This is a genomic window from Kitasatospora sp. NPDC001261, from assembly GCF_042896795.1.
Lineage (GTDB): Bacteria > Actinomycetota > Actinomycetes > Streptomycetales > Streptomycetaceae > Kitasatospora.
Genome location: NZ_JBIAXP010000029.1, coordinates 83660 through 108903, shown reverse-complemented (window position 1 = coordinate 108903; position 25244 = coordinate 83660). Strand labels below are relative to the sequence as shown.

Here is a 25244-nt window from a genome sequence, read left to right as displayed (position 1 = left end):
CGCCTCAGCCCTTGGCCCGGTCGAGGGCGCTCTGGAGAGAGCGGACGTAGCCGTCGCTGGTGTACGTCGCGCCGCTGACCACGTCGATGGCGGCGCTCTGCGCGGATATCGCCTCGCGGTTGAGCACGGGCAGCGCGGAGCTGTTGATCTCGCGGTCGCGCCGCTCGGAGTTCGGGTACTTGACCACGTCGACGGCGGTGATCCGGCTGCCGGCCAGGGTGACCTGCACCTGGACCGGCCCGTACCGGGTGTTGACGGTGTCGCCGCTGACCTTCCGGGTGGTGCCCGTGGCGGAGGCGGAAGAGGAGGGTGCTGGGGCCTCCGACGGCTGCGAGACATCGGAACCGGAACCGGTACCCGCCCCCGAGCCGATCACCGGGGCGGGCCCGGCCGCCTCGTGCGGCTTGAGGGACAGCAGCAGCACCACCCCGGCCGCGGTGGCGGCGCTGGTGACGACGGCTCGGCGCATGGAAATCAACGCTCCTCAGGTGCTTGGCGAGCCGAACGGGCTCAGCGGGCGGAAGGACTCGGCGGGCGAACGGACTCAGTGAGCGGACGGGCTCAGAACGAAAAGCTCTCGTGGTGGATGCGCCCCCGCCGCACCCCCGCGGCCCGCAGCGCGCGCACGGCCTCCTCGGCCATCGCCTCCGGGCCGCACAGGTAGACCTCGTGCTCGGCGAGGTCCGGGAGCAGACGGGCCAGCGCGGCCCCGAGGTCGCCGACCTGCTCGCGCGAGCCGAGCAGCTCGTGCACCGCCGCACCGCGCCGCCGGGCGACATCGTCCAGTTCCGCCCGGAACAGCACGTCCTGTGGCCGCCGGGCCCGCTGGACCAGGGTCAGCTCGCCCGGCAGCGTCTCGAACAGGGCGCGCAGCGGGGTGATCCCCACCCCGGCGCCGAGCAGCAGCACCCGGCGCCGCCGCAGCCGCCGCCCGGTGAACGCCCCGTACGGGCCCTCGGCGCGCACCCTGGTCCCCGGGCGCAGGGCGGCCACGGCGGCACTGTGCCCGCCGAGGTCCTTGACCGTGAAGCGCAGGAAGCGCGGGTGGGGCGGCGCGGACAGCGAGTACGGGTTGGCGGCCCAGCGCAGCCCGGGGGCCTGGAACTGGAGCCGGAAGAACTGGCCCGGCTCGGCGCGGAGTCCGTCCAGCCGCCGCCCGGTCAGGAAGAGCGACACCACGCCGGGGCCCTCCGGCCGTACCTCGGCGACGGTCAGGCCGTGCCGCCGGTCGAGCAGCCACGGCCGCAGCAGCCGGAACCAGCCGAGCAGCGCCGCCGTCCCGAAGTAGAGCGCGTACCAGGCGGCCCGGCCGGGGCCGCCGCCCAGGTCGGCGCCGGTGGCGAGCTGGTGGGAGAAGGCCAGCGCCACCGCGAGGTAGGTCGCCAGGTGCAGGTAGTACCAGGTCTCGTACGGGAGGCGGCGTCGCGCGATCCGGGCGGAGACGGCGCCGGTGCCGAGCAGCAGCAGGGTGCCCAGGGCGGCCTTGACCATCTCGGGGTAGTGGAAGACGATCTCCACGCCCTCGCCGACCACCCCGCGCCCGTCGGTCAGCGCGTAGCCCCAGACGACCGTCAGCACGTGCACCGAGACCAGGGCCACCATCCACCGCCCGCCGAAGGCGTGCCAGCGCGCCAGCCGGTCCGCCCCGACCCCGCGCTCCACCGGCGGCAGCCGGGCCATCAGCAGGAGCAGCACCGGCGCGGCGTAGCCGGCCAGCAGTCCGGTGATCCGGCCGGCGCCGGTCAGCCAGCCGGCCGCGCCGACCACCGCCGGAGTGCCCGTCCACCACAGCGCGAGCACGCCGAGCGCGCCCACGCAGACCAGGCCGAGCGCCGCGCGCGGGTCGAGGGCGAACGGCGGTCGCGGCGCCGCCCGGTGCCTCGGGCGGTCGGGTGCAGACCGGGGCCCGGGCCGCGACGTCGGTGCGGCGGCAGTGCTCATCGGGAACCTCCTCAGCGCCCGGCGGCGAGGGCCGCCGGGCCGCCCACGATCGCAGCGCAAGCTCTGAGCCGGCTCTGAGTCGGCCGGCCGACGGGACCCGCCGTGAAGGCGTTCATGCAGGTCAGTGGCGGTGTGATGGTTCACGAACCACTTTCCGGGGTCTCAGCGCTTTCTCATCGGGGCGGGCCAGGATGAGCACCGCGCAGCACGAGATCGAGGGAGCCCCCATGGACGAGACCGCCGGCCGCCCGGACTGGCGGGTCCTGGTCGTCGACGACGAACCGGACCTGGTCGAGGTGGTGTGCGGGGCCGTCCGCTACGAGGGCTGGCAGGCGCGCGGCGCGACCACCGGCCTGGCCGCCGTCGAGGCCGCCGCGGCCTGGCGGCCGCACGCCGTGGTGCTGGACGTGATGCTGCCCGACCTCGACGGCCTGGAGGTGCTGCGCCGCATCCACGCCGGGCAGCCCGAGGCGCGGGTGCTCTTCCTCACCGCCCGGGACGCCGTCGAGGAGCGGATCGCCGGCATCGCGGCCGGCGGCGACGACTACGTGACCAAGCCGTTCAGCCTGGCCGAGGTGGTGGTCCGACTGCGCGGCCTGCTGCGCCGGGCCGCCCCGCCCGCCGCGCCCGGGCAGCCGCCCCCGCACGCCCTGGTGCTCGGCGACCTGGTGCTGGACGACCGGGCCCGCGAGGTCACCCGGGGCGGGGAGGCGGTCGAGCTCAGCCCCACCGAGTACGCGCTGCTCGCCCACCTGATGCGCCACCCCCGGCAGGTGCTCAGCAAGGCGCAGATCCTGGACGCCGTCTGGTCGTACGACTTCGGCGGGCAGGCGCACATCGTGGAGCTGTACATCAGCTACCTGCGCAAGAAGGTGGACGCCGGGCGCAGTCCGATGATCCACACGGTGCGCGGCGCGGGTTACCTGATCAAGGCCGCGACGTGAGCGGCGCGCAGGCCCGCGACGCGAAGCGCCTGAAATCCCGTGACCCGAAGCGCCTGGGGTCCCGCGTCGCCCGGCTGGTGCCCCGCACCCTGCGGGCCCGGCTGATCGCCGGACTGCTGGTGCTGCTCGTCGTCACCTGCGCCGCCGTCGGCCTCGCCACCACCGCCGCGCTGCGCCACTTCCTGGTCGACCGGCTGGACCAGCAGCTCACCGAGTCCGGCGGACGCTACGCCGCGAGCCTGGAGCACACCGCCCAGGGCGCCGGCCCCGACACCCGGGCCCAGACCCCCGGCACCCTCGGCGTACGGCTGCTCGGCGGCCGGGTCACCGCCGCGGGCGTGGTCGACGGGGACGCCGACGACGTGGACAGCCCCGGCGACGAGGACGACCGGGTCGCCTTCACCCCCGACCAGCAGCACGCACTGGCCGCCCTGTCCGTCGACGGCCCGGCCCGCACCCTCGACCTCGGCCGGGCCCTGGGCCGCTACCGGGTCCGCGCGGTCACCGGGCGGGACGGCGACGTGCTGGTCAGCGGCCTGCCGCTGCGCCCGGCCGAGGACACCGTCGAGCGGCTGGCGACCCTGGAGCTCACCGTGTTCGCGATCTCCGTCGCCGCGGCGGGCGCCGCCGGGGCCGCCTGGGTCGGCGTCTCGCTGCGCCCGCTGCGGCGGGTGGTGGGCATGGCCGAGCGGGTCAGCGCGCTGCCGCTCGCCAGCGGCGAGGTGATGCTCGCCGAGCGCGTGCCCGACGACGACCCGCGCACCGAGGTCGGCCGGGTCGGCGCCGCGCTCAACCGGATGCTCGGGCACGTCGGCGGCGCACTCGCCCGCCGCCACGCGGTGGAGGAGCGGCTGCGCGGCTTCGCCGCCGACGCCAGCCACGAGCTGCGCACCCCGGTCGCGGCGGTCCGCGGCCACGCCGAGCTGGCGCTGCGCCACCCCGGGCCGGTGCCGCCCGAGGTGCGGCACTCGCTGGAGCGGATCGACGCCGAGGCGCTGCGGATGGGGGCGATCGTCGAGGACCTGCTGCTGCTCGCCCGGCTGGACGCCGGCCGCCCGCTGGCCGAGGAGGAGGTGGACCTGACCCGGACCGCCCTCGACGCGGTGGCCGACGCCCGTGCCGTCGGGCCGGAGCACCGCTGGCGGCTCGTCCTGCCCGAGGAGCCGGTGCTGGTGCGCGGGGACGGGCACCGGCTGAGCCAGGTGGTGGCCAACCTGCTGGCCAACGCCCGGAGCCACACCCCGCCCGGCACCGAGGTCGAGCTGCGGCTCGAACGGGCGGACGGCCAGGTCGAGTTGAGCGTCACGGACGACGGCCCGGGGATCGCGTCGGAGCTGGCCGAGCGGGTCTTCGAGCGCTTCGTCCGGGGCGACCGGGCCCGCTCCCGGGCCACCGGCTCGACCGGGCTCGGCCTGGCGATCGTCCGGGCCGTGGTCGGGGCGCACGGCGGCACGGTGACGGTGGCGAGCCGGCCCGGCCGTACGGAGTTCACCGTCCGGCTGCCGTGACGGTCGCCCTGGCAGTGGTGGGGATCGCGGTGGGTGCGGCAGCCGTCCGGAAGCGCTGCCGGTAGTCGGTCGGCGTCGTCCCGAGGCGGCGGCGGAAGGCGCGCACCAGGGTGTCGACGGTGCCGAACCCGCAGGCGGTGGCGATGCGTTCGAGCGTCGCGTCGGTGGACTCCAGCCGGTGGCGGGCCAGTTCGACCCGGGCCGACTCGACGTAGGCGCTCGGGGTGGTGCCCAGCTCCGTCTTGAAGATCCGGGTCAACTGCCGTTCGCTGACGTGGGCGTGGGCCGCGAGGTCCGGGACGGTGAGCCGTCCGGAGAGGTTGCGCAGGATGTGGTGGCGCAGCTCCTCGATCCGCCGGGTGGTCGACACGGGCTCCAGCGGGACGCTGAACTGGCTCTGGCCGCTGGGGCGTTTGAGGTACATGACGAGCTGGCGGGCGACCCGCAGGGCCAGCTCCTCGCCGAAGTCCTCGGCGACCAGGGCGAGCGAAAGGTCCAGGCAGGCGCTGATGCCCGCGCCCGTCCAGACCTCGCCCTCGCGGATGAAGATCGGGTCCGGGTCGACCTCGATCTCCGGGTGCTCCTCGGCGAGTTGGCCGGCCGTGGACCAGTGGGTGGTGGCGCGCCGCCCGTCCAGCAGCCCGGCGGCGGCGAGCAGGTGCGCGCCGACGCAGACGCTCGCCACCCGGCGCGAGCGGGCGGCCAGCGTGCGGACCCGGTCGACCACCGCCGGGTCGGTGAGCGCGCGGACCCGGCGGCGCTCGTCCACCTCGACCGAGCCGGGCACCAGCAGGGTGTCGATCCGGCTCCGGGCGGCCTCGTCGAAGGTGAGGTCGGGCAGGATGCGCACGCCCGCCGAGGTGGTGACCGGCGCCGCCGTCTCGGCGGCGAGGACGACCCGGTAGCCGGTCGCGTCGTCGGTCTCCCGGCGGACCAGGGAGAACACCTCGGGCGGGCCGGTCACGTCGAGCAGGTCGACGCCCTCGAACAGCACGATGACGATCAGCCGTTGCGCAGCCGGTGCGGGCACTGCCTGCCCCCCTCGTTCCCCGGGGCGCTCGTCCCCGTCGATGTCGGAATCTGCATGTTAGGCGACATTGCCGACACGCGAGCGCCGCCCGTAGCGTTCTCGAAGCCGGCCGCACCAGGTGTGACCTGCGAGATCCCCGACTCCCGACCGTGAAGGCGGCACCCCATGCCCACGACGACCCTGCGCACCCTCAACGGCCTCGACGAGCAGCCCGCCGCGCTCGGCGACGCGACCCTGATCATGATCGACTACCAGAACACCTACGTGCGCGGCGTGATGGAACTGGAGGGCTGGCAGGAGGCGCTCGACGCCGGTGCCGACCTGCTCGCCCGGGCCCGGGACGCCGGCGCCCCCGTGATCCACGTGATCAACGACGGCGGCGAGGGCACCCCGTACGACATCCGGGCCGAGATCGGGCGGATCCACCCGAGCGTGGCCCCGGCCGAGGGCGAGCGGGTGGTGGTCAAGCAGGCCCCGGACGCCTTCGTCGGCACCGAGCTGGGCGAACTGCTCGACGCCGCCGGCCGCCGGGACATTGTCGTCGCCGGGTTCATGACCCACATGTGCGTGGCCTTCACGACGGCCGGCGCCTTCCTGCGGGGCAACCGCCCGACCGTCGTGGCCGCCGCCTGCGCCACCCGCCCGCTGGAGTCGGCGGGCACCGGGCTGACGGCCGCCCAGGTCCACCGCGCGGCGCTGGCGACGATCGGCGACCTGTACGGCGTGGTGGTGGAGTCCCCGGCCGACCTCGGCTGAGGCCGGACCAGGCCAGGCCAGGCCGGACCGGACCGTGCGCGGAGCCGGGGCCGAGGGCCGTGGGTCCGCTGGGATCGCCACCGATCCGCCGCCGCCTCGTTGACCAGACGGTGCACGGCGAACAGCGGTGCACGGCGAACAGCGGCGCACGGTGCGCGGTGGCGGAGAGGGGCGGGGAACGGGCATGGCGGCGAACGGGGCGGCAGCGGTGGGCGGTCCGCCGGAGCTGGCGGAGTCGTACCGGCTCTGCGAGCGGGAGGTGGCCGCCCACCAGGCCCCGCTGCGGGCGATCAGCGACACGCTGCCGCCCGAGGTGCGGCCGTACTTCCACGCCGTCAACGGCTTCGCCTCCCGGTCCGACCGGATCGCCGACGACGCTGCTGCCGACTCCGACTCCGACTCCGACTCCTACGGTGACGAGGACACCCAGGGCGCCGCCGACCCCGCCGAGCGCGAGCGCCGGTTCGCCCGCTGGCGGGCCGACACCCTGGCCGACCTCGCGGCCGGCCGCAGCGACCACCCGCTGCGCCGGGCCTTCGTCGACACCGTGCGGCGCTGGGAGCTGGACCGGGCGCTGGTCGAGGAGTTCCTGGACGCCACCCGGGCCGACGGCGCCCGCCCGCCCGCCTTCGAGACCCACGCGGACCAGCGCCGCCACCTGCGGGGCGTCGCGGGGACGGTCACCGAGCTGTGGGCCCCGCTGCTGGGCGCGCGGGGCCCGCGGGCGGCGGGCGCGCTGTCCGCGCTGGGGGAGGCCTGCCAGCTGGCGGACATCCTGGAGGACCTCCCGCTCGACCTCGCGGCCGGCCGCTGCTACCTGCCGCAGGACGACCTGCGCCGACTCGGCCTGACCGTCGCCGACTTCGGCCGGGACAAGAGTCAGGACGACCGCCGACCCGACCGCCGCACCGCCCTGGACGAGCTGGTCGAGAGCCAGCAGAGGCACCTGCACCGCCTGCTGGAGCAGGCCCTGCCCGCCACCTGGCTCGCCGCCCCCGGCTGCCGCCCGTTCCTGCACACCCTGCTGCTCGGCGCCCAGCTCCAGTACGACGAAGTGACCCTGCTGCGCTCACGCGTCCTGACCGAGGGCCTCACCCCGCTGAGCTCCGACGGCACCACGCCCCACCGCCGCGCCCGGCCCGCGCCTCCCGAGGGCGCGCCCGCCCACGTCGCCGTGATCATGGACGGCAACCGCCGCTGGGCCGAGGCCCGTCGGCTGCCCGCCCGGCACGGCCACCGGGCCGGGCAGCGGGCCGCGCTGCGCCTGGTCAACGCGGCGCTGCGGCTGGGCATCCGCCACCTGAGCCTGTACGCCTTCTCCACCGAGAACTGGGACCGCCCGCCCGAGGAACTGACCGCGCTGTTCGACTCGCTGGCCGACGGCCTCACCCGCAGCGCGGAGGGCCTGCACGCGCTTGGCGTGCGGATCCGCTGGTGCGGCCGGCGGGACCGGGTGGAGGAGTCGCTCGCCTCCTCGATCGCGCTGGTGGAGAGCCTGACGTCGAACAACGGCACGCTGACCCTGACGGTCTGCGTGGACTACGGCGGACGGGAGGAACTGGCCGCCGCGGCACGGAGCCTGGCCGCCGAGGCGGTGGCGGGCCGGATCAGCCCGGAGGTGATCGGCCCGGCCGACCTCGCCCGGCACCTGTACGCCCCCGACCTCCCGGACGTGGACCTGCTGATCCGCACCTCCGGGGAGCAGCGGATCAGCAACTTCCTGCCCTGGCAGCTCGCCTACGCCGAGCTGCTGTTCGACCCCACGCCGTGGCCGGACTACGACCTGGCCCGGCTGCGCGGGGCGGTCCGGGCGTACGCGGTGCGCGAGCGGCGCTTCGGCGGCGGCGTGCCCGCCCAGTCCCGGACGCCCCGCAACGACCGGCCCGCTACGGCTTCTGCTCCTGGGCGGCCGGAGGAGGGGTGTACGTCCCCTGGGCCGTGACGTAGGCGAGCACCGTGTCCACGGTGACCGGGTGCGCGCCGAAGTTGGCGGTGTACGCGTCCACCGCCTCCTGGGTGGGGCGCAGCGGCACCCCGCTGAGCCGGACCTTCATCGGCTTCCCGGCCGGCACCGGATCGGCCGTCAGCTTGCCCTCGGTGAGGCCGCAGCGGAAGGCCGAGCGGTGCCCCATCTCCGCCCCGCTCACCTCGCACCGGCCCGAGCCCAGGCCGTCCTTGATCGCGCCGGACAGGTTGACCACCCGGTAGTCGCCCTTGGAGGTGCGGACGGAGACCCCGCCGTCCAGCGCCCCGTCGCCGTGCGCCTTCGGCGGGTTGGCGAGGGACGGGTCGCCCACGGCGGAGCGGATCGGCAGGTGGACCGCCGGGCCCCGTTGGTCCAGCACCATGCGCGCCGGGGCGACGACGTCCACCATCGCGTGGAAGCGGTCCAGCTGGGCCTGTGCCTCCGGGGTCCAGCGCACCTCCACCCAGCCGTCGGAGAGCGTGCCCAGACTCCCGGTGCGGTCGGTGCCGCCGTCAACGGCACCGGCCGCCGTCCCGGTGAGCCACCCCAGTAGCGGGGCGCCCAGCGCCGCGCCCAGCAGCGAACGCCGCGTCGTGCCCATCGTCCCGAACCGTCCTTCCCTGGCCGCCCGGTACGGCCCCGGAAGCGATCATCCGTCCACCGACCGTCTCCGGGGCCGAGGCGGGGGACGAAACCACTCGTGCGGGGGGAGCGGGGAGCGGGCCGGGGTGGTTCGTCCAGGCGCGGAAGCCCCCCGGGACGGCCGCCCGCCGGGTGCCCGCCGGGTGTCCGGTCCGGCTCTCGGGTCTCCCGCCCGGCAATGGATTCGGTTCTCGCCGAACGGTCTTGCGGCGGTGCCGCATCCGGGCGACGATCGCGACCGTGCTGCGAATCTTCTTCGGTACGGACGACCTGGAGCGGCTCCGGGTGGCGGAGCGCCCCGACATGTCGATGGAGCTCTCCCTGAGCGTGCACGCCCTGGTCAGCGGGGTGCGCGACCCGCGCTTCCAGGCCTGGCGCGAGCAGCTGCGGGCCTCCTGGAACCCGCGCACCGCGCTGCTCTTCGACCTCTACACCCCCACGGCGATCCCGGAGTTCCTCGCGGTGCGGCGCGACCCGGGCGCCACCGAGAGCGCCACCGCCCAGGCGCCCGAGGCGCCGCTGCGCGACCACCTGCGCTCGGTCGGCGGGGAGCGGCAGTTGAGCGCCTTCGCCCGGGGTGTCGCGGCCGGCGACCGCCGGGCCCGCAGGCTGCTGGGCAACGTCACCGCCGACTACCAGACCCGGGCGATCGACCCGTACCGGCGGCAGATCGAGACCATCGTCACCACCGAGCACGGGCGCCGGCGCCGGATCGCCGAGCCGGACCGGGTGCTCGGCTCGCTGCACCCGACGGTGTCCTGGCGCCGCCCGGTGCTGAGCTTCCCGCTGGCCGGCGGATGCCGGCACGACGTGCGCCTGGACGGCCGGGGGCTGCTGCTCCAGCCGTGCGTGTTCGGCCCCCGCAGGCCCGTCATCGCCCGTTTCGAGGACCCGGCCCAGCAGCCGGTGCTCCTCTACCCCGCCCGGATCGGTGGTCCCTTGCGCGCCGAGCCCGAGCCGACCCCCAGTCGCACCCTCACCGCGCTGCTCGGGCAGACCAGGGCCGCCGCCCTGGAGGCCATCGCGGCCCACGGGCCCTGCTCGACCAAGGACCTGGCGGGCCATCTCAACATCTCCACCGCCTCCGCGAGCGAGCACGCCACCGTCCTGGCCGACTCCGGCCTGACCACCAAGGACCGCACCGGCCGCTCCGTCACCCACCGCCCCACCGCGCTCGGCCACGCCCTGCTGGCCGGCCGCGTCCCGGCCCCGGACCCCGAGGACGACCCGGCCTGACCCCGTCTCCGCCACGGCCGGGGCCCTTCTCCGCCACACCCTGACCCCGCCTCCGCCACGCCCGGGGCCCGCGCTCGCGCAGCGCGGGCCCCGGGCGTTCGCGTACCCCGCCCACCCCTCCAAGCCCCGAGTTGAACACGTTCAAAGTCGTGCGCCATGATGAGGACGCGCGAGAAAACCCCGCCGCGGCCCGCGGCGAAGGGCGGTCCCGTGCTGCCCCGTCACGCTCCGAACCCCCCTACCCGACCACGGAGTCGACCGTGCGACACCTGCTGCAACGCCACCCCTTCGCGATGCGCACCCGCTTCGCGCACTCGCTCGTCCTCACCTACGCCCTGCCGCCCCGCCTGCTCGCCCCGCTGGTGCCGCCCGGCCTCGCCCTCGACACCTACACCGACCCCGACGGCGCCGAGCACGGCTTCGTGGCCGCCGCCGTCGTGGACGCCCGGGCACTGCGCCCGGCCGCCCTGCCCGCCCGCCTCGGCCGGGACTTCATCCTGACCGGCTACCGGGTCTTCACCCGCTTCCCGACCCCCGGCGGCCGCACCATGCGCGGCCTGCGCATCCTGCGCTCCGACACGGACAGCCGGATGATGGCGCTCGGCGGCAACGCCTTCTCCCGCTACCACTACCGGCACGCCCGGATCGGCACCCGGGTGGTCGACGGGACCCTGGAGTTCAAGGTGGTCAGCGGCGACGGCCGCGCCGACCTGCACGTGCGCGCCGACCTCGGCAGCGCCCCCGCCGCCCTCCCGCCGGGCAGCCCGTTCGCGGACGCCCGCGCCGCGCGCCGCTTCGCCGGCCCGCTGCCCTACACCTTCGAGTACGAGCCGCAGACCCGGTCGATGATCGTGGTCAAGGCCACCCGCGCCCACTGGGAACCCGCCCCGGTGGCCGTCGAGGTGCCCCGGCTCACCTTCTTCGACCACGGCCCGCTGGCCGGCAGCCGGCCGGTGCTCGCCAACGCCTTCCACGTCGCCGGCCTCGACTACGGCTGGCACGCCGGGGAGCGCCGCACCCTCACCGGAGCCGCCCGATGACCGCACCCGCAGCCCCCGCCGCCTCCGTCGCCGCTCCCGCCCCCGGTCCCGTCCCGGACGGCCCCCGCCCGTCGGGTGTGCGCGAGGTCGTCCGCTACAACTGGCCGATGTACGCCGCCGGCGCGTTCACCGTCGTCGCCGGCGGGGTGCTGGCCCGCCGGCTGCCCGGCCCCGCCGCCGCGCTCTCCCGGGCGGCCGCCGCCACCGCCGCCGGGTACCTCGCCCTCGGCACCCTCGCCACCTGGTGCGTCTACGACCGCTCCGGGCTCCACAGCTACGACTGGCTACCCGCCCTGCTGCCCGACGGCCCCGGCGACCACCTGGTGATCAGCACCGGCCTGGACGAGGCCGGCCGCCCGCTCGCCGCCCGCCACCCCGGGGCCCGCGGACGGCTCGCCGACCTGTACGACCCGGCGCTGACCTCCAGCGGCTCGATCCGCCGCGCCCGCCGCCACGCCCCGCCCGCCCCCGGCGGCATCCCGTCCCGGCCGGACGCCCTGCCCGCCGCGACGGGCACCCTGGACACCGTGTTCGCCGTCTTCGCCGCCCACGAACTACGCCGCCCCGCCGACCGCACCGCCCTGTTCGCCGAGGCCGCCCGCACCCTGCGCCCCGGCGGCACCCTGCTGCTGGTCGAGCACCTGCGGGACGCCGCCAACACCGCCGTCTACGGCCCCGGCGCCTGGCACTTCCTGCCCCGGGCCACCTGGCTCCGGCACGCCGCCGAGGCGGGCCTGCACCCGGCCGCCGAACGCCGGATCGCCGGCCTGGTCACCGCCTTCGCCCTCCGGAAGCCCGCCTCATGACCGGGCCGACCGGACCGACCGGACTGGCCGAGCTGACCGCCCTGGCCGAACTGACCGGTACGCCCGGACTCCTCACCCTCGAGGCCCAGTTGCGCCTGGTCGGCGCCGCCCTCGTGACCGCAGGCCTGGCCCACGCCGTCCTGCCCCGCGCCATCGGCTGGCCCGCCGACCTCGCCGGCACCACCCTGCTGACCCGCCAGGTCTCCTACGCCCACCTCTTCTTCATCGGCCTCGCCTGCGCGCTGCTCGGCCTGCTCCCGCTCTGCCTGGCCCCCGACCTGCTCGCCGGCGGCCGGCTCGGCACCGCCCTGCTGGCGGGCCAAACTCTGTTCTGGGGCCTGCGCTGGCTCTTCGAGTTCGCCTACTTCTCGCCCCGCCTGTGGCGCGGCGACCGCCTGCGCACGGTCGCGCACCTCGGCCTCTCCGTCCTGTGGACCTGGGTGACGGCGGTCTTCGCGGCCGCCCTCTGGCACACGGTCTAGGATCAGTCCCGACCCCGGCAGCCCACACAACCCCTCAAGGATCATGCGGTGACCGTTGCTTTCCCCCGTGCTCGCGCCGTGCGGTCGGCCCTGTCGGCCGGCGTCGTCCTGCTGGCGGCCACCTCCTGCTCCGGTTCGGCCGACGCCCCGCTGACCAGCGCCCAGGCCAAGCAGAAGACCGACACGTACTTCACCGAGATCTTCCTCGCCTTCCCGAAGCCGATCTCGCCGGTCGTCGACCGGGACGCCGAGGAGAAGTGCTTCAAGAAGGACGCCCCCTCGGAACCGGACGGCCGGGTCAAGGCCGTGACGTACCGCTTCCTGCGGGACATCCCGGCCGACCACCACGACACGATCTTCGACACCTTCCGCGGCCACCTCGTCGTGGCCGGGTTCAAGGTCACCGACAGCAGGCCCGGCGTGATCGTCCTCACCAACCCGGACAACGGCTTCAAGGCCTCCATCTCGGACGGCGACAACTGGCCCACCACGCTGGTCGTCGGCTTCGAGTCCCCCTGCGTCTGGCCCAACGGCACCAAGCCGCCCACCGGCTGATCCGGCCGCACCGCCCCCGCGGCCCTCACGCCCCCAGGTAGCGCAGCACCGCCAGGACCCGCCGGTGGCCGTCCACGTCCACCGGCAGGTCCAGCTTGGCGAAGATGTTGCCGATGTGCTTGTTCACCGCCGCGTCGCCCGCGGGGCCCCGGTGCCTCAGGGGTTGGCCGGGAGGGTCGGGGCGCGGCGGGGCTGGGGTGGGAGGGGGAGGGTGAGGGCTTCGCGGGAGGCGGGTGGGAGGGCGAGGGCGGAGGCGGTTTCGGCGGGGAAGGGGTGGAGGCCGAGGAGGGCGGTGGTGAGGCGGGTGGTGGCGCGGTGCCAGTCGGGGAGGCGCTGGAGCATGGCGTGGCCGCTGCCGGTGACGGTGTAGCCGCAGACCCGGGCACCCGCGGCGCGGCTGCGGGCGGCGAAGGCGCGGGTTTCGGCGGGCGGGGTGACGGTGTCGCGGTCGCCGTGCAGCAGGAGGACGTCCCGCCCGGCGAGTTGGTCGCACGGGTCCTCGGGCGGGCACCACGGTGCGAGGGCGACCAGGCCGGTGACGGCGGGGTGTCCGCCGGCCTGGAGGGCGGCGCGCCCGCCCATCGAGTGGCCGACCAGGACGGTCGGCACCGGCCCGAGCAGCGCGGTGAGTTCGTCGAGCGCGGCGGTCGCGTCCCGTGCGGCGTCGGCCCGTTCGCCGTTCCAGCCGCGGTGGCGGTAGCGGACGGTGCCGATGGCCACCCCGTCCCGCGCGGTCGCCCTGGTGAGCGCGCGCAGGAAGCCGTGCATCCGCAGCAGCGGGAGGTTGAGGCGCCCGGGCCGGGCGACGTTGTGCTCCTCGCCGCCGTGCAGGACCAGGACGGCGGCCCGGGCCGCTTCCGGTCGGACCCGCCAGTGCAGCGCCCGGTGGTCCACCGCGTGCTCCGCCGCCGTACCGCCCACTTGCCGCACCGTCCCGTCCGTCCCGCCCCGTGGCCCGTCCCCCGGACCGCCACTGTACGCGTGCGGACGGCCGGAGCATTCACCCGAGGGGACCATCCCGGACACCGGGCGCGCGCGGCCGGGGCGGGCGCCTGCTATCCACGAAGGGTGGGGGGCCGAAGCGCCCGCTCGTGGCGCCGTGTCACCGAGTGGAGGACTCCGTGGCTCAGCAGCTCGCACTGTCCGTCGATTTCGGGTCGGGCTTCACCGAGGCCTGGTCGAAGATCGCCAAGGTCATTCCGCAGTTCATCGCCTTCCTGGCGATCCTGGTCGTCGGCTGGTTCGTGGCCAAGGCGATCGCCAAGATCCTCGACCGGGTGCTGCGCAGGGTCGGCTCGGAACGGGTCGCGGAGCGGTCCGGAGTGGCCGCCCACCTGCAGGGTTCCAAGTACGACATGACCGGCATCATCTGCAAGGTCGTCTACTACATCGTCCTGCTGATGGCCCTGCAGCTGGCGTTCGGCGTCTTCGGCTCGAACCCGATCAGCACGATGATCCACAGCATCGTCGCCTGGCTGCCGCGCGGCATCGTCGCCGTGGTGATCGTGGTGGTCGCGATGGCCATCGCCAACGCGGTGCGCGACATCGTGGGCAGCACGCTCTCCGGCGCCTCGTACGGCCGGACGGTCTCCACCCTGGTCTGGGCGTTCATCGTCGGCCTCGGCGTGATCGCCGCGCTGGGCCAGGCCGGGATCGCCACCTCGATCACCGGGCCGGTCCTGATCGCCGCGCTCGCCACCATCGCCGGTGTGCTGGTGGTCGGTGTCGGCGGCGGCCTGATCATCCCGATGCGCCAGCGCTGGGAGCGGTGGCTGGACGGCGCCGAGCGGGAGACCGCCCGGCTGCGCGGCACCGCCTACCAGGCCGGCCGCTCCGACGCGCTGTCCAACCAGCCGGTCCGGCCGACCGCCCAGACCGGTCCGGGCACCCCGCCCGCGCCGGGCATCGAGGGCGACCAGAACCGGTAGCCCGCCGCACCGGGCGGTCCGGGAGGGCCTGCCGGGGCTCAGACCCCGAGCAGGCCCTGCTCGCGGACCAGCCAGCAGATCGCGGTGAGCCGGATCACGGCGTAGTCGTGGCCGACCGGCTCCCGCCAGCCGATCTCGGCGAGCGCGTCCAGGAAACCCAGCGCGTAGTCCGACAACTCCTCACGGTCCAGGGGCCGGGGCGCGAGCTCCGGCCCCTGCGCGTACAGCAGCTCCCGCAGCATCGCCGCGTGCTGGTCGACCGCCGCGACGAAACCGGGCTCGAAGGCGAACTCGGCCAGCCGGGGCGTGAAGGCCGTCACGATGCCGGGCAGCGGACAGCCGGCCGGCTCGTCGGGGGAGCGCCGGAAGGACTCGTCGGGGGTCGCGAACATCCGTCCACGGTAGGCGACCCTCCGAGCGGGAACGGGCGCCCGTGACGGTTCCGTACTGAGACCTTGGCCACCCCTGCCGCCCCACCCGGCCGGATCGGAAACGGTCCGTGGCGCGGCGGACGCGCTGTGCCGATCACCGGTCGGTCCGTACCAGAATGGCCGGCATGGATCTCCGCGTCTTCACCGAACCCCAGCAGGGTGCGAGTTACGACACCCTCCTCAAGGTCGCCCGCACCGCCGAGGAGCTCGGGGCCTTCAGCGCCTTCTTCCGCTCCGACCACTACCTGAAGATGGGCGACGTCGACGGCCTGCCCGGGCCCACCGACGCCTGGATCACCCTGGCCGGCCTCGCCCGCGACACCAGCACCATCCGCCTGGGCACCCTGATGACCGCCGCCACCTTCCGCCTGCCGGGCGTCACCGCGATCCAGGTCGCCCAGGTCGACGCGATGAGCGGTGGCCGGGTCGAGTTCGGCCTCGGTGCCGGCTGGTACGAGGCCGAGCACACCGCGTACGGCATCCCCTTCCCGAAGGAGAAGTTCGGGCGGCTGGAGGAGCAGCTGGCGATCATCACCGGGCTGTGGAACACCAAGCTCGGCGACACCTTCGACTTCGCCGGCGAGTACTACACGCTGACCGACTCGCCGGCCCTGCCCAAGCCCGCCCAGGAGCACGTCCCGGTGCTGGTCGGCGGCCTCGGCCCCAAGCGCACCCCGGCCCTGGCCGCCCGCTTCGCCGACGAGTTCAACCTGCCGTTCGCCTCGGTGGACGACACCGCGGCCCAGTTCGGCCGGGTCCGCGCCGCCGTCGAGGCGGCCGGGCGCTCCGCCGACGACCTGGTCTACTCCAACGCCATGGTGGCCTGCGTCGGCCGCGACGACGCCGAGGTCGCCCGCCGGGCCGCCGCGATCGGCCGCGAGGTCGACGAGCTGAAGGAGAACGGCCTGGCCGGCACCCCGGACGAGGTGGTCGAGAAGATCGGCCGGTACGCGGCGGTCGGCAGCGAGCGGTTCTACCTCCAGATCCTCGACCTGGACGACCTCGACCACCTGGAGCTGATCGCCTCCCGGATCGCCCCGCAGCTGGGCTGACACCCGCCGCCGGGCCTCGGCGCCGCCACGCTCCGGGCCCGGCCGTGGTCGTCCGTACCCGCTCCGACCTCCGCCCTTTACTCGTTCTTGGGAATGAGCGATGCTCCTCGAAGGGGAACGGCGGGGGGAGACCGGGTGAGTGGGACGAGAACGGTGCGGACGGCGGCGGCGCCGAGGGTGCCGCCGCCGCGCACCGCCGGGGAGCGGGTCGTCCTGCCCGCGCCGGACGACCCGTCCGCATCGCACGCGCCGCACGACCCGAGCGCCCGGCACGAGCTGCGCGGGCCCGGGCCGGCGGTCCTGCGCTACCCGGCCGGGGACCTGCTGGTCGTCACCGGCCTGCCCGGCAGCGGCAAGAGCACCCTGATGCGCCGCTGCGTCCGCGCCCCGCTGATCGACTCCCAGCTGGTCCGCGAGGAGTACGCGGCCCGGCTGCCCGGCCGCCTGCCGTACGCGCTCTACCGCCCGCTGGCCCGGCTCGCCCACTACCTGCGGTTGCGCCGGGCCGTGCTGGACGGCGGGCCGCTCGCGGTGCACGACTGCGGCACCCAGCCCTGGGTGCGGGCCTGGCTGGTGCGGGCCGCCGCCCGGCAGGGCCGCCGGGTGCACCTGCTGCTGCTCGACGCCGACCCGACCGAGGCGCTGGACGGGCAGCGGCGGCGCCGGCGCGGCGTCTCGCGCTACGCCTTCGCCCGGCACCAGGCCGCCGTCGCCCGGCTGCGCCGCCGGATCCTGGAGACCGGACGGCTGCCGGCCGGCTGTGCGTCGGCCGTGGTACTCGACCGGGCCGCCGCGCGCGCCCTGCGGGGGATCGACTTCACGGCGTCGTAGTCTCGGCGGGTCCGCGCCGGGCGCCGGCGGGTCCGGCCGGAGCAGGCCACGGGCGCGGCCGACACACCGTCAACTCCCCTGTCAGGAGCGCTGATGCGCCGTACTGCCCGGGTGCGCTCGCGTGCCCCACGCCTGTTCCCCTGCGCCGCCGCGCTGGTCGCCGCGGCCGGTCTGAGCCAGTTCGCCGCACCGGCCGCGCACCGCGCCGCCGTCGCTCCGGCGGTGGAGCGGTGCGCGGACGACGGCGTCGGTCCGGACGACGTCGTCGGTGCGGGCGGTGTCGCGGCGCGGCTGCCGGCCGGCAGCCGGCCGGACCGGGACCCGAACGCGGTCAGTCCCCGGCAGGCCCGGGCGATGCAGGCGGACCTCGCCCAGCGGCTCGCCGAACTGGGCGTCGGCCGGGTCCGGTCCGCCGCCCCGACCACGATCCCGGTCTACTTCCACGTGATCCACGACGGCGACGAGGGGCGGCTGGACGCGGCCGCCGTCGCGGGCCAGATCGACCACCTCAACGAGAGCTACGGCGGCCAGGGCGAGGGCAACGTCCCGAGCCCGTTCCACTTCGAACTGGTCGGCACCGACTGGAGCGACAACGCCTCCTGGTACACCGGCATGACCCCGGGCTCCTCGGCCGAGCAGGCGATGAAGACCGCCCTGCGCAAGGGGGACCAGGGCACCCTCAACCTCTACACCGCCCGGCTCGGCGACTCCCTGCTCGGCTGGTCGACCTTCCCGAACGCCTACCGGACGCACCCGACCGACGACGGCGTGGTGGTGCTCGACGCCTCGCTGCCGGGCGGCTCCGCCGTCCACTACGACGAGGGCGACACCGCGACCCACGAGATCGGCCACTGGCTCGGCCTCTTCCACACCTTCCAGAACGGCTGCCGGGCCCCGGGCGACTACGTGGAGGACACCCCGGCCGAACGCACCGCCGCCTCCGGCTGCCCCGAGGGCCGGGACACCTGCCCCGGCCCGGGGCTCGACCCGATCCACAACTTCATGGACTACAGCTACGACTCCTGTATGACCAGGTTCACCCCGGGACAGGTCCAGCGGATGGTCAACATCTGGGCGGCCTACCGGAGTTGACGGTGGCAGTGGATCAGCAGTGCACCACGAGGTAGAGCAGCGTCCGGTCGCCGGAGGCCCGGAACTCGTACGCCAGGTACTCCAGGGCGGAGGCGTCCAGCCAGGCGGCCGGCCGCTCCTCGGGGGTGAGCAGGGCGGGCACGAAGACGCCCGGGGAGGCCTCGTGCAGCCGGCCCCACAGGCCCAGCGTCATCTCGTCCGCGTCGACCGCCAGCCGCTTCGCCAGCCGCCGGTCCACCGGGCCGCGGGCCAGCCGCCAGTAGCGCCCCCCGGCGTCCACGAAGCCGCCCGACGCGAGCGGGTCGTCGAGGTTCCAGTACTCGTGCTCCTCCTTCGGCGGCAGGGCGGCCAGGACCTCGGCGAAGCCGCCGGTGCGGCGGCGGGGCTTGTGCGGCATCCGGGGATCCTCGCAGGCGTCGCGGGCCGCGCGCACTGGAATTGAATGCGGCGGGCCGCTTCCGGCGTGGCAGATACCGACCGTTTGTCCGATTTGATCTATGTTCGGAGGGTCGGGACCGATCAGGAGCAACCGAAGGAGCAAGGGCATGAGTGCCAATCCCCGGATCGTCGTCGGCGTGGACGGCTCGCCCGCCTCGGAGCAGGCGCTGCGCTGGGCGATCGACTACGCGCGGGCCGTCGGCGGGACGGTCCACGCGATCGCCGCCTGGGAGTACCCGGCCTTCTACGGCTGGGCCGGCGCGGGCGTGCCGACCGTCGAGGCCTTCAACCCCGAGGAGCTCGCCGGGAAGACCCTCAGCGAGACCGTCGCCAAGGTGGCCGGCGACGACGCCGGCGTGCGGATCACCGAGAGCGTGATGCCCGGCAACGCCGCCCAGGCGCTGCTGGAGGCCGCCAAGGGCGCCGCGCTGCTCGTCGTCGGCAGCCGCGGCCTGGGCGGCTTCTCCGGCGTGCTGCTCGGTTCGGTCAGCCGCCACCTCACCGAGCACGCGCCCTGCCCGGTGGTCGTGGTGCGCGAGGCCCACGGCGCCGCCGATCAGTCGGAGTAGCGCCCCCCGGGGGCGGTGCCCCGGCGGGCCGCCGCGCGGACCAGAATGGAGGCATGCCAGAAGGTGACTCCGTCTACCGCGTGGCGGCCCACTTGCACGAGGCCCTCGCCGGACAGCCGCTGACCAGCGCCGACCTGCGGGTGCCCGCGCACGCCACCGCCGACCTCACCGGCCGCCGGGTGCTGGAGGTCGCCCCGCGCGGCAAGCACCTGCTCGCCCGCTTCGAAGGCGGCCTCACCCTGCACACCCACTTGAGGATGGACGGCCGTTGGGTGGTCTACCGTCCCGGCGAGCGGTGGACCGGCGGCCCGGAGTGGCAGATCCGCGCCGTCCTCGGCACCGACCGGGGCACCGCCGTCGGCTACCGGCTGCCCGTCGTGGAACTGCTGCGCACCGCCGACGAACGGCGGATCGTCGGCCATCTCGGCCCCGACCTGCTCGGCTCCGACTGGGACCCGGTCGAGGCCGTCCGCCGGCTCCTCGCCCGCCCGGGCCGCCCGGTCGTCGAGGCCCTGCTCGACCAGCGCAACCTCGCCGGGATCGGCAACGTCTACGCGAACGAGCTGTGCTTCGTCGCGGGCGTGACGCCGTGGACCGAGGTCGGCGAACTCCCGCACCCCGACCGGCTGGTGGAGCGCGCCCGGCAGATGCTGGAGGCCAACAAGCTGCGCCCCGGCCACATCACCACCGGCGACACCCGGCCCGGCTACCAGCACTGGGTCTACGGCCGGGCCGGACGGCCCTGCCCGCGCTGCGTCACCCCCGTCGTCACCGGGCGCCAGGGCTCGCCGCCGCGCGACCGGACGGTGTTCTGGTGCCCGTACTGCCAGCGCGGCCCGGCCCCGGAGGTCACGGCCGCTCGACCAGCGCGGGGTGGCGCGGGTCGTCCACCCGGACGGTGACGTCGGCCGTCGCGGCGGGCCCGGTCTCCGCCTCGTAGCGGGCGAAGGCGGGCAGCGTCCACTGCTGGTCGGCCGGGGTGCGGCGGGCCAGCGCGGCCGGGCCGAGCGCCAGGTGGACGGTCAGCTCCAGCGGCAGCCAGCGGCCGAGCAGCAGCGCGCCGTCCAGCAACAGCACGCCGCCGGGCGGGAGTTCGGTGTACGGGGCGCGGGTCGACCGGTCGGTGGCCGGGTCGCGCAGGGAGGGCAGGACGCGGCCGCTGCCGCCCGGCTCCAGCGGGTCGAGCACCTCGCGGGCCAGGGCGCCGTCGTCCAGCCAGAGGTCGTGGAAGGCGTCCGCGTCCTGGTGGCCGTACTCCAGCCGGATCGAGGCCGGGCGCAGGAAGCCGTCGGCCGAGACCCGCAGCGTCGGGTGGCCGCGCAGCCGCAGCGGCTCCACCAGCGCGTCGGCGAGCGCCCCGGGGCGGGCGGCCGGCGCGCCGTCCACGGCCACCCGCAGGCGCCGGCCGCGGGCGTCGGGCAGGGCGGAGATGCGGTCGGCGAGCAGCTCGGCCAGGTTGTCGGGGGAGATCGGGCGTACCTGCATCGGGCCGTCCTGCCGTGTCGTGGGGGGCGCTCAGTTCAGGGGGAGGGCGTGCAGGACGTCGTCGTGGCCCGCGTAGAGGCGGGTGCCGTCGAACTGGTGGGCCGCGTCGGTGGCGAGGGTCCAGACGTCCTTCCCCGGACCGGAGTCGTGGAAGGTCCACCCCAGCTCGCCGGTCGCGGGGTGGATCGCGCTGACCCCGCCGGCCGCCGTACCCGGGACGAACAGCGTGTCCCTGGCGACCAGCGGACGGCTGCGGCGGTCCAGCGGGAACGGCAGCCGGCAGGACCAGAGCTCCGCGCCGGAGGACAGGTCGAGGCAGCTGACGACACCCTGGTCCCACGGGACGTACACCCGGCCGCCGTGTTCGAGGGGCGGCAGCGCCCGCCAGGACTCGCCCCGGTGGGGCGCGTAGGTCCAGCCCGGCTCGCCGGCGGGAAGCAGCCTGCGCACGCCGCCGTTGCCGTCGGGGACGAAGAAGCCCCCCGAGCCGGCCACGCACCAGCGCAGGTCCTCCTCACCGGGGGCGGTCCACAGCTCGCGGCCGGTGGCGGCGTCCCGGGCCACCACCTCGGCGCGGCCGCCGAGGAAGCGGAGGCAGGCGAGGAGGCCGCCACCGATGTGGGTGGCGGGCGTGACCGGCTGCTCCGTCTGCTCGGTGCGGACGGACCAGAGCAGGGAGCGGTCGGTGACCCGCAGCGCGAAGAGGCGGTTCTCCGTCCGGGTGCCGTCGGACCGCGGGCGGCCCCAGGCGTAGCCGTAGAGGATGCCGGGGGCCTGGCGGTCGTAGCCGGCGAGGCGGACCTGCCCCTGGAGCTCGTCGGGCAGCGGCAGGCTCCAGTCGCCGGCCGGGTCGGTGAAGTGCCGGGCGTCGAGGTGGCCCTCGTAGATCGTGAAGAGGTGGTCGGGCCCGACCACCACCTTGCCGAGCACGTCGCCGTCGATGGGCCAGCTGCGGGCGGCCGGCGGGTCGAAGACCAGCAGCCGGGCCGCGGTGCCCTTCTCGTGGTCGAGGACCTGCAGGCCGTTCCTGGAGAGGTAGACCGGGTGGCTCGGCGGGTCGGTGAGGCGCTCCGGGGTCATCGCCTCCGGGCCGCGGTACGTCCAGAGCGGCGTCGGCCCGGACAGCGCGGTCGGGACCGGCTCGGTCGGCCCGGGCGAGGGGAAGGCCCCGCCGACACCCGAACGGCCGAACGCCCAGGCGGCCCCGCCCGCCGCGAGCACCCCGGCCCCGAGCAGCAGCCGGCGCCGGCTCGGCCGCGCGCGCTCCCCGCCGCCCGCGATCACGTCCTCGGGGGCCCCGCCGCCGTCGGTCTCCTCGTCCCACTGCCACGCCGTCCCGCTCGCGGGACCCCCGGACGACGACTGCATACGGCTCTCGCTTCCCCACCGGCGGCCCCACGCCGCCACCCGCCCGGAGAATATCGAACAGTCCGCTATGCATACGAAATGGTGGAAGAGGTGGGGAAAGCGGATCACGCAGGCGGGTGGTCGGCCAGGTCGGCGAGGACGTCGGCGTGGCAGGGGAGCGGGGCGCACCAGCAGCCGAGGCGGTGGCCGCGCAGGGGTGGGACGAGGGCGAGCAGGTCGGGGTGGGCGAGCAGGTGGGCGCGGTACCTGGCGACCATCTCCTCGCGGGTGAGGTCCGGGCCGGGGCGGTACGGGCAGTGCAGCGGGGACTCGGCGAGGTGCCAGCCGCCGCGGTGCATGGCGCGGCCGACGTAGACGACGTCGCGGTACCCGGGGTCGTCGCGGTGGCCCTTGAGGTTGACCACGGTGGTGCGGCGGGGTTCGCTCGGCATGCCGTCCATGCTGGCGCACGGCGGGCCCCGGGGCAGCCCGGGGCCGGTGCGGGCTCGCCTTGACACCGGTGCGGGCCGGGCGTAGCAAAAGAGCATGCGCCATCCGCACGCGACCGGCGGGGCCCCTGGGGCGCGGCCGGGCCCGGACCGGCCGCCGGAGCCCGGGGCCGGCGCGGAGACCGGCCGGGCGGCCCCGCCGTCCGTCCGGGAGACGGCCCGGCGGGCGGACCACCGGCGCGACGAGCTGCTCGCCCTGGCCGCGCGCCGGGTGCTGGAGTCGACCGGGGCGTACGGCTCGCTGGTGTACCTGCGCTCGCGGGACCGCCGCTCGCTGGTGCTGCGCACCATCGCGGGCGTGCCGCTGTCGGTGATGGGCCCGTTCCGGCGGGTGGCCGCCGCGGGGCCGCTGCCGGTCGCGGTCGCCTTCCGGACCGGGCGCGCCGTCGTCCTCACCGACGCCGAGGACACCATGCGGCGCTTCCCGCAGCTCGCGGTCGGCCTGCCGTACGACTTCGTCTCCGCCTGCGAGCCGGTGGGGCGCGGCGGGGAGACGTTCGGGGTGCTGACCGCGCTGTGGCCGGCCTCGGACGACGGGGTGGCGGCGCCGGCGGCCCGGCGGCTGGCCGAGGCGGCCGCCCAACTGGCCGACGGCCTGGCCGGGTTGGCGGAGTCCGGGCAGTCGGTGGAGCCGGACTGCGAGGCGGCCGTGGTGGAGCTGCCGCCGCCGTCGGTGCCGACCACCCGGGTCGGGATGTTCGACTGGGACGTGGCCACCGGGTCGCTCGCCGCCGACACCCAGTTCCTGGAGATCTTCGGTTTCGGACCCGGGGAGTTCGACGGCACGGTGGCCGCCCTGGGCCGTCGCGTCGCCCCCGGAGACCTGCCCGGGTTCCGGGCCGCCGCCCGGATCGCGCTGGAGCGCGGCGAGGTGCTGGCCGCCCGGGTCCGGGTGCTCGGCCCGGACGGCCTGCCGTACCCGGTGGAGCTGTGGGCCCGGGTGCCCCGGGCGATCTCCGACGGCCGGACCCACCTGGTCGGCGCGGTGCTGGACCTCCGGAGCCTGACCGCCGCCGCGGCCGCCGTCGACCGGCTGCCCGAGGGCGTGTTCGCGCTCGACCAGGACGGCCGGATCGGCTACGCCAACCGCGCCGTCGAGCCGCTGCTCCGGGCCCGCCGCGAGGACCTGGTCCACCGCCCCCCGTGGGAGGCGCTGCCCTGGCTCGCCGACCCCTTCTACGAGAACCGCTACCGCGCCGCCCAGCTCTCCCAGCGGCCCACCGCCTTCCTGGCCGCCCGACCGCCGGACGGCTGGCTCGCCTTCTCGCTCTACCCGGACCCGCACGGCGTCACCGCCCGGGTGGTCGCGGCCGAGGCCCCGCCCGGCACCGCCGAGCCGGCCGCCGTCCCGCCGCCGCCCGCCGCCCGCACGGGGATGGGCGGCACCCACCACCTGCTCCAACTGGCCAGCGCGCTCACCGAGGCGGTCACCGTCCGGGACGTCTGCCGGGCGGTGGCCGAGGAGCTCCTGCCGGCCTTCGGCGGCCAGGAGCTCGCCATCTACGCGGTGCGCGAGCAGCGGCTGCACCTGCTCTCGCAGACCGGCTACCCGGACGGCTTCCTGGACGCCTTCGAGGGCATCCCGATGGACACCCGGGTGCCCGGCGCGGAGACGCTCCGCACCGGCACCCCGGTCTTCTTCGAGTCGGTGCGCGAACTCGCCGCCACCTACCCCGGCCTGGCCCTGGACGAGATGGGCGCCTGGGCCTTCCTGCCGCTGATCGCCTCCGGCCGTCCGGTCGGCACCTGCATCGTCGGCTTCGACCTGCCGCGCCCGTTCACCGTGGAGGAGCGCGGCCTGCTCACCGCGCTCGGCGGCTTCATCGCCCAGGCCCTGGAGCGCGCCCGGCTGTACGACGCCGAGTTCGCCCTGGCCCGCGGCCTGCAGCAGGCGCTGCTGCCGCACCGGCTGCCCGAGGTGCCCGGCATCCGGATCACCGCCCGCTACCTGCCCGGCACCCAGGGCATGGAGATCGGCGGCGACTGGTACGACGCGATCGTCACGGGCGAGGACGTCACCCTGGTGATCGGCGACGTCGAGGGCCACAGCGTCGGCGCGGCCGCCACGATGGGACAGCTGCGCAGCGCCGTGCGCGCCTTCGCCACCGGTGGCGACCCGCCCGACGAGGTGCTCGCCCGCACCAACCGGCTGCTGCTCGACCTCGACCCCGGGCTGCTCGCCAGCTGCTGCCTGGTCCGGCTCACCCCGGCCGTCGGGCTCGGCCGGATCGCCCGGGCCGGGCACCTCCCGCCGGTGCTGCGCCACCCCGGCGGGCGGGCCGAGGCGCTGTACGTCCCGGGCGGGCCGCTGCTCGGGGTGGACGAGCGGGCCGACTACCCGGTCAGCGACCTGCGGCTGGGCAGCGGGGCGGTGCTCGCCCTCTACACCGACGGGCTGGTGGAGGACCCGGCGGTGGCGATCGACCAGGGCGTGGACCGGCTGCGGGCCGCGCTGGCCCGGGCGGTGGCGGGGGAGGGACTGGAGCAGGCGGCCGAGCGGCTGCTGCGCGAGGTCGGCTCCGCCCGCCGGGTGGACGACGTGGCCCTGCTGCTCACGGCCTTCGGCTGAGCGGCCACTCCGTTCGGACCCGGCGGCCGCGCCGTGCGGACAGGGCGGGCAGGCCACCGGGACGGGGCCGACCAGGCGACTTTCGTC

26 protein-coding genes are annotated in these 25244 nt (G+C 75.9%); 16 read left to right on the top strand and 10 right to left on the bottom strand.

Translation table 11 applies throughout. The annotated features are described in order from the left end of the window. Positions 1–4 precede the first annotated feature (4 nt). Positions 5–469, bottom strand: a complete 465-nt coding sequence (locus ACFY4B_RS32795) for an FMN-binding protein (protein WP_387974110.1) — start codon at positions 467–469, stop codon at positions 5–7. Positions 470–561: 92 nt separating this feature from the next. Further along, positions 562–1941, bottom strand: a complete 1380-nt coding sequence (locus tag ACFY4B_RS32790) for a ferric reductase-like transmembrane domain-containing protein (protein ID WP_387974107.1) — start codon at positions 1939–1941, stop codon at positions 562–564. Between the two features lie 227 nt (positions 1942–2168). Here ACFY4B_RS32790 and ACFY4B_RS32785 point away from each other — a divergent pair, with 227 nt between their 5' ends. Further along, positions 2169–2885: a response regulator transcription factor gene (locus ACFY4B_RS32785; RefSeq protein WP_387829579.1), complete on the top strand. Its 717-nt coding sequence runs from the start codon at positions 2169–2171 to the stop codon at positions 2883–2885. Between the two features lie 53 nt (positions 2886–2938). Further along, positions 2939–4393, top strand: coding sequence for a sensor histidine kinase (locus ACFY4B_RS32780; protein WP_387974156.1), 1455 nt, complete (start codon positions 2939–2941; stop codon positions 4391–4393). Here the strand turns inward: ACFY4B_RS32780 and ACFY4B_RS32775 are convergent. Continuing rightward, a complete protein-coding gene (locus tag ACFY4B_RS32775) occupies positions 4374–5423 on the bottom strand; it encodes a GlxA family transcriptional regulator (protein ID WP_387829581.1) in 1050 nt (349 codons plus the stop codon). The genes ACFY4B_RS32780 and ACFY4B_RS32775 overlap by 20 nt on opposite strands. Positions 5424–5588: 165 nt before the next feature. Here ACFY4B_RS32775 and ACFY4B_RS32770 point away from each other — a divergent pair, with 165 nt between their 5' ends. Both ACFY4B_RS32770 and uppS read left to right on the top strand, forming a co-directional pair. Continuing rightward, positions 5589–6179, top strand: coding sequence for a cysteine hydrolase family protein (locus ACFY4B_RS32770; RefSeq protein ID WP_387974104.1), 591 nt, complete (start codon positions 5589–5591; stop codon positions 6177–6179). Between the two features lie 184 nt (positions 6180–6363). After that, entirely contained in the window at positions 6364–8121 is a 1758-nt protein-coding gene (gene uppS, locus ACFY4B_RS32765; RefSeq protein ID WP_387974101.1) for a polyprenyl diphosphate synthase, read from the top strand. Here the strand turns inward: uppS and ACFY4B_RS32760 are convergent. Beyond that, a complete protein-coding gene (locus tag ACFY4B_RS32760; RefSeq protein ID WP_181970893.1) occupies positions 8066–8746 on the bottom strand; it encodes a hypothetical protein in 681 nt (226 codons plus the stop codon). The genes uppS and ACFY4B_RS32760 overlap by 56 nt on opposite strands. Positions 8747–9027: 281 nt before the next feature. Here ACFY4B_RS32760 and ACFY4B_RS32755 point away from each other — a divergent pair, with 281 nt between their 5' ends. From ACFY4B_RS32755 to ACFY4B_RS32735, 5 genes are all read left to right on the top strand, one after another. Beyond that, positions 9028–10023: a hypothetical protein gene (locus ACFY4B_RS32755; RefSeq protein ID WP_387974098.1), complete on the top strand. Its 996-nt coding sequence runs from the start codon at positions 9028–9030 to the stop codon at positions 10021–10023. Positions 10024–10283: 260 nt separating this feature from the next. Beyond that, positions 10284–11063 (top strand): DUF2071 domain-containing protein, encoded by a 780-nt coding sequence (locus ACFY4B_RS32750; protein WP_198959501.1) that lies wholly within the window; start codon positions 10284–10286, stop codon positions 11061–11063. After that, positions 11060–11869 (top strand): class I SAM-dependent methyltransferase, encoded by an 810-nt coding sequence (locus ACFY4B_RS32745; RefSeq protein WP_387974095.1) that lies wholly within the window; start codon positions 11060–11062, stop codon positions 11867–11869. Before ACFY4B_RS32750 ends, ACFY4B_RS32745 begins: the two co-directional genes overlap by 4 nt. Beyond that, positions 11866–12351: a hypothetical protein gene (locus ACFY4B_RS32740; protein WP_387974092.1), complete on the top strand. Its 486-nt coding sequence runs from the start codon at positions 11866–11868 to the stop codon at positions 12349–12351. The genes ACFY4B_RS32745 and ACFY4B_RS32740 overlap by 4 nt, the downstream gene beginning before the upstream one ends. A 48-nt stretch (positions 12352–12399) precedes the next feature. Continuing rightward, on the top strand, positions 12400–12906 hold the full coding sequence (locus ACFY4B_RS32735; RefSeq protein WP_147409341.1) for a hypothetical protein: 507 nt from the start codon (positions 12400–12402) through the stop codon (positions 12904–12906). A 156-nt stretch (positions 12907–13062) separates the two neighbouring features. Here ACFY4B_RS32735 and ACFY4B_RS32730 read toward each other — a convergent pair whose 3' ends face one another. After that, a complete protein-coding gene (locus ACFY4B_RS32730; protein ID WP_387974089.1) occupies positions 13063–13827 on the bottom strand; it encodes an alpha/beta hydrolase in 765 nt (254 codons plus the stop codon). Positions 13828–14027: 200 nt separating this feature from the next. Here ACFY4B_RS32730 and ACFY4B_RS32725 point away from each other — a divergent pair, with 200 nt between their 5' ends. Continuing rightward, a complete protein-coding gene (locus tag ACFY4B_RS32725; protein WP_387974086.1) occupies positions 14028–14834 on the top strand; it encodes a hypothetical protein in 807 nt (268 codons plus the stop codon). Between the two features lie 38 nt (positions 14835–14872). Here ACFY4B_RS32725 and ACFY4B_RS32720 read toward each other — a convergent pair whose 3' ends face one another. Beyond that, positions 14873–15226: a DUF6401 family natural product biosynthesis protein gene (locus tag ACFY4B_RS32720; RefSeq protein WP_049659067.1), complete on the bottom strand. Its 354-nt coding sequence runs from the start codon at positions 15224–15226 to the stop codon at positions 14873–14875. 164 nt (positions 15227–15390) lie between these two features. On the opposite strand from ACFY4B_RS32720, the gene ACFY4B_RS32715 reads away from it, so the two are divergent. The 3 genes from ACFY4B_RS32715 (at position 15391) to ACFY4B_RS32705 (ending at position 18240) form a co-directional block, all read left to right on the top strand. Then, a complete protein-coding gene (locus ACFY4B_RS32715; protein WP_049659071.1) occupies positions 15391–16317 on the top strand; it encodes an LLM class F420-dependent oxidoreductase in 927 nt (308 codons plus the stop codon). A gap of 135 nt (positions 16318–16452) precedes the next feature. Further along, the gene (locus tag ACFY4B_RS32710) at positions 16453–17148 is read left to right on the top strand and encodes an AAA family ATPase (protein ID WP_387974083.1); all 696 of its coding nucleotides are present in this window, start codon (positions 16453–16455) and stop codon (positions 17146–17148) included. A gap of 93 nt (positions 17149–17241) precedes the next feature. Then, positions 17242–18240, top strand: coding sequence for a zinc metalloprotease (locus tag ACFY4B_RS32705; RefSeq protein ID WP_387974081.1), 999 nt, complete (start codon positions 17242–17244; stop codon positions 18238–18240). A 13-nt stretch (positions 18241–18253) separates the two neighbouring features. Here ACFY4B_RS32705 and ACFY4B_RS32700 read toward each other — a convergent pair whose 3' ends face one another. Beyond that, a complete protein-coding gene (locus tag ACFY4B_RS32700) occupies positions 18254–18637 on the bottom strand; it encodes a hypothetical protein (protein WP_049659206.1) in 384 nt (127 codons plus the stop codon). A 148-nt stretch (positions 18638–18785) separates the two neighbouring features. Between ACFY4B_RS32700 and ACFY4B_RS32695 the strand changes: the two genes are divergently transcribed. Together ACFY4B_RS32695 and ACFY4B_RS32690 are read left to right on the top strand one after the other, a co-directional pair. Continuing rightward, positions 18786–19247: a universal stress protein gene (locus ACFY4B_RS32695; protein ID WP_387974078.1), complete on the top strand. Its 462-nt coding sequence runs from the start codon at positions 18786–18788 to the stop codon at positions 19245–19247. Between the two features lie 53 nt (positions 19248–19300). Next, entirely contained in the window at positions 19301–20149 is an 849-nt protein-coding gene (locus ACFY4B_RS32690) for a DNA-formamidopyrimidine glycosylase family protein (protein ID WP_049659204.1), read from the top strand. Here the strand turns inward: ACFY4B_RS32690 and ACFY4B_RS32685 are convergent. From ACFY4B_RS32685 to ACFY4B_RS32675, 3 genes are all read right to left on the bottom strand, one after another. Then, on the bottom strand, positions 20097–20732 hold the full coding sequence (locus ACFY4B_RS32685; RefSeq protein ID WP_387974075.1) for a uridine kinase: 636 nt from the start codon (positions 20730–20732) through the stop codon (positions 20097–20099). The two genes, ACFY4B_RS32690 and ACFY4B_RS32685, sit on opposite strands and share 53 nt — an antisense overlap. A 30-nt stretch (positions 20733–20762) precedes the next feature. Next, positions 20763–22100: a PQQ-binding-like beta-propeller repeat protein gene (locus tag ACFY4B_RS32680; RefSeq protein WP_387974072.1), complete on the bottom strand. Its 1338-nt coding sequence runs from the start codon at positions 22098–22100 to the stop codon at positions 20763–20765. 104 nt (positions 22101–22204) lie between these two features. Further along, positions 22205–22531 carry a DUF4326 domain-containing protein gene (locus ACFY4B_RS32675; RefSeq protein WP_117493083.1) on the bottom strand — a complete coding sequence of 109 codons (327 nt, stop codon included), beginning with the start codon at positions 22529–22531 and terminating at the stop codon, positions 22205–22207. Between the two features lie 94 nt (positions 22532–22625). Here ACFY4B_RS32675 and ACFY4B_RS32670 point away from each other — a divergent pair, with 94 nt between their 5' ends. Further along, positions 22626–25157 (top strand): SpoIIE family protein phosphatase, encoded by a 2532-nt coding sequence (locus ACFY4B_RS32670; protein WP_387974069.1) that lies wholly within the window; start codon positions 22626–22628, stop codon positions 25155–25157. The last annotated feature ends 87 nt before the right edge of the window (positions 25158–25244 follow it).

Bases quoted from the DNA above. Each gene is read 5' to 3' on its own strand.
- ACFY4B_RS32790 (WP_387974107.1), bottom strand. From the start codon at position 1,941: ATGAGCACTGCCGCCGCACCGACGTCGCGGCCCGGGCCCCGGTCTGCA.
- ACFY4B_RS32795 (WP_387974110.1), bottom strand. From the start codon at position 469: ATGCGCCGAGCCGTCGTCACCAGCGCCGCCACCGCGGCCGGGGTGGTG.
- ACFY4B_RS32695 (WP_387974078.1), top strand. From the start codon at position 18,786: ATGAGTGCCAATCCCCGGATCGTCGTCGGCGTGGACGGCTCGCCCGCC.
- ACFY4B_RS32715 (WP_049659071.1), top strand. From the start codon at position 15,391: ATGGATCTCCGCGTCTTCACCGAACCCCAGCAGGGTGCGAGTTACGAC.
- ACFY4B_RS32705 (WP_387974081.1), top strand. From the start codon at position 17,242: ATGCGCCGTACTGCCCGGGTGCGCTCGCGTGCCCCACGCCTGTTCCCC.
- ACFY4B_RS32740 (WP_387974092.1), top strand. From the start codon at position 11,866: ATGACCGGGCCGACCGGACCGACCGGACTGGCCGAGCTGACCGCCCTG.
- ACFY4B_RS32770 (WP_387974104.1), top strand. From the start codon at position 5,589: ATGCCCACGACGACCCTGCGCACCCTCAACGGCCTCGACGAGCAGCCC.
- ACFY4B_RS32745 (WP_387974095.1), top strand. From the start codon at position 11,060: ATGACCGCACCCGCAGCCCCCGCCGCCTCCGTCGCCGCTCCCGCCCCC.
- ACFY4B_RS32690 (WP_049659204.1), top strand. From the start codon at position 19,301: ATGCCAGAAGGTGACTCCGTCTACCGCGTGGCGGCCCACTTGCACGAG.
- ACFY4B_RS32670 (WP_387974069.1), top strand. From the start codon at position 22,626: ATGCGCCATCCGCACGCGACCGGCGGGGCCCCTGGGGCGCGGCCGGGC.
- ACFY4B_RS32700 (WP_049659206.1), bottom strand. From the start codon at position 18,637: ATGCCGCACAAGCCCCGCCGCCGCACCGGCGGCTTCGCCGAGGTCCTG.
- ACFY4B_RS32680 (WP_387974072.1), bottom strand. From the start codon at position 22,100: ATGCAGTCGTCGTCCGGGGGTCCCGCGAGCGGGACGGCGTGGCAGTGG.
- ACFY4B_RS32785 (WP_387829579.1), top strand. From the start codon at position 2,169: ATGGACGAGACCGCCGGCCGCCCGGACTGGCGGGTCCTGGTCGTCGAC.
- uppS (WP_387974101.1), top strand. From the start codon at position 6,364: ATGGCGGCGAACGGGGCGGCAGCGGTGGGCGGTCCGCCGGAGCTGGCG.
- ACFY4B_RS32675 (WP_117493083.1), bottom strand. From the start codon at position 22,531: ATGCCGAGCGAACCCCGCCGCACCACCGTGGTCAACCTCAAGGGCCAC.
- ACFY4B_RS32760 (WP_181970893.1), bottom strand. From the start codon at position 8,746: ATGGGCACGACGCGGCGTTCGCTGCTGGGCGCGGCGCTGGGCGCCCCG.
- ACFY4B_RS32720 (WP_049659067.1), bottom strand. From the start codon at position 15,226: ATGTTCGCGACCCCCGACGAGTCCTTCCGGCGCTCCCCCGACGAGCCG.
- ACFY4B_RS32685 (WP_387974075.1), bottom strand. From the start codon at position 20,732: ATGCAGGTACGCCCGATCTCCCCCGACAACCTGGCCGAGCTGCTCGCC.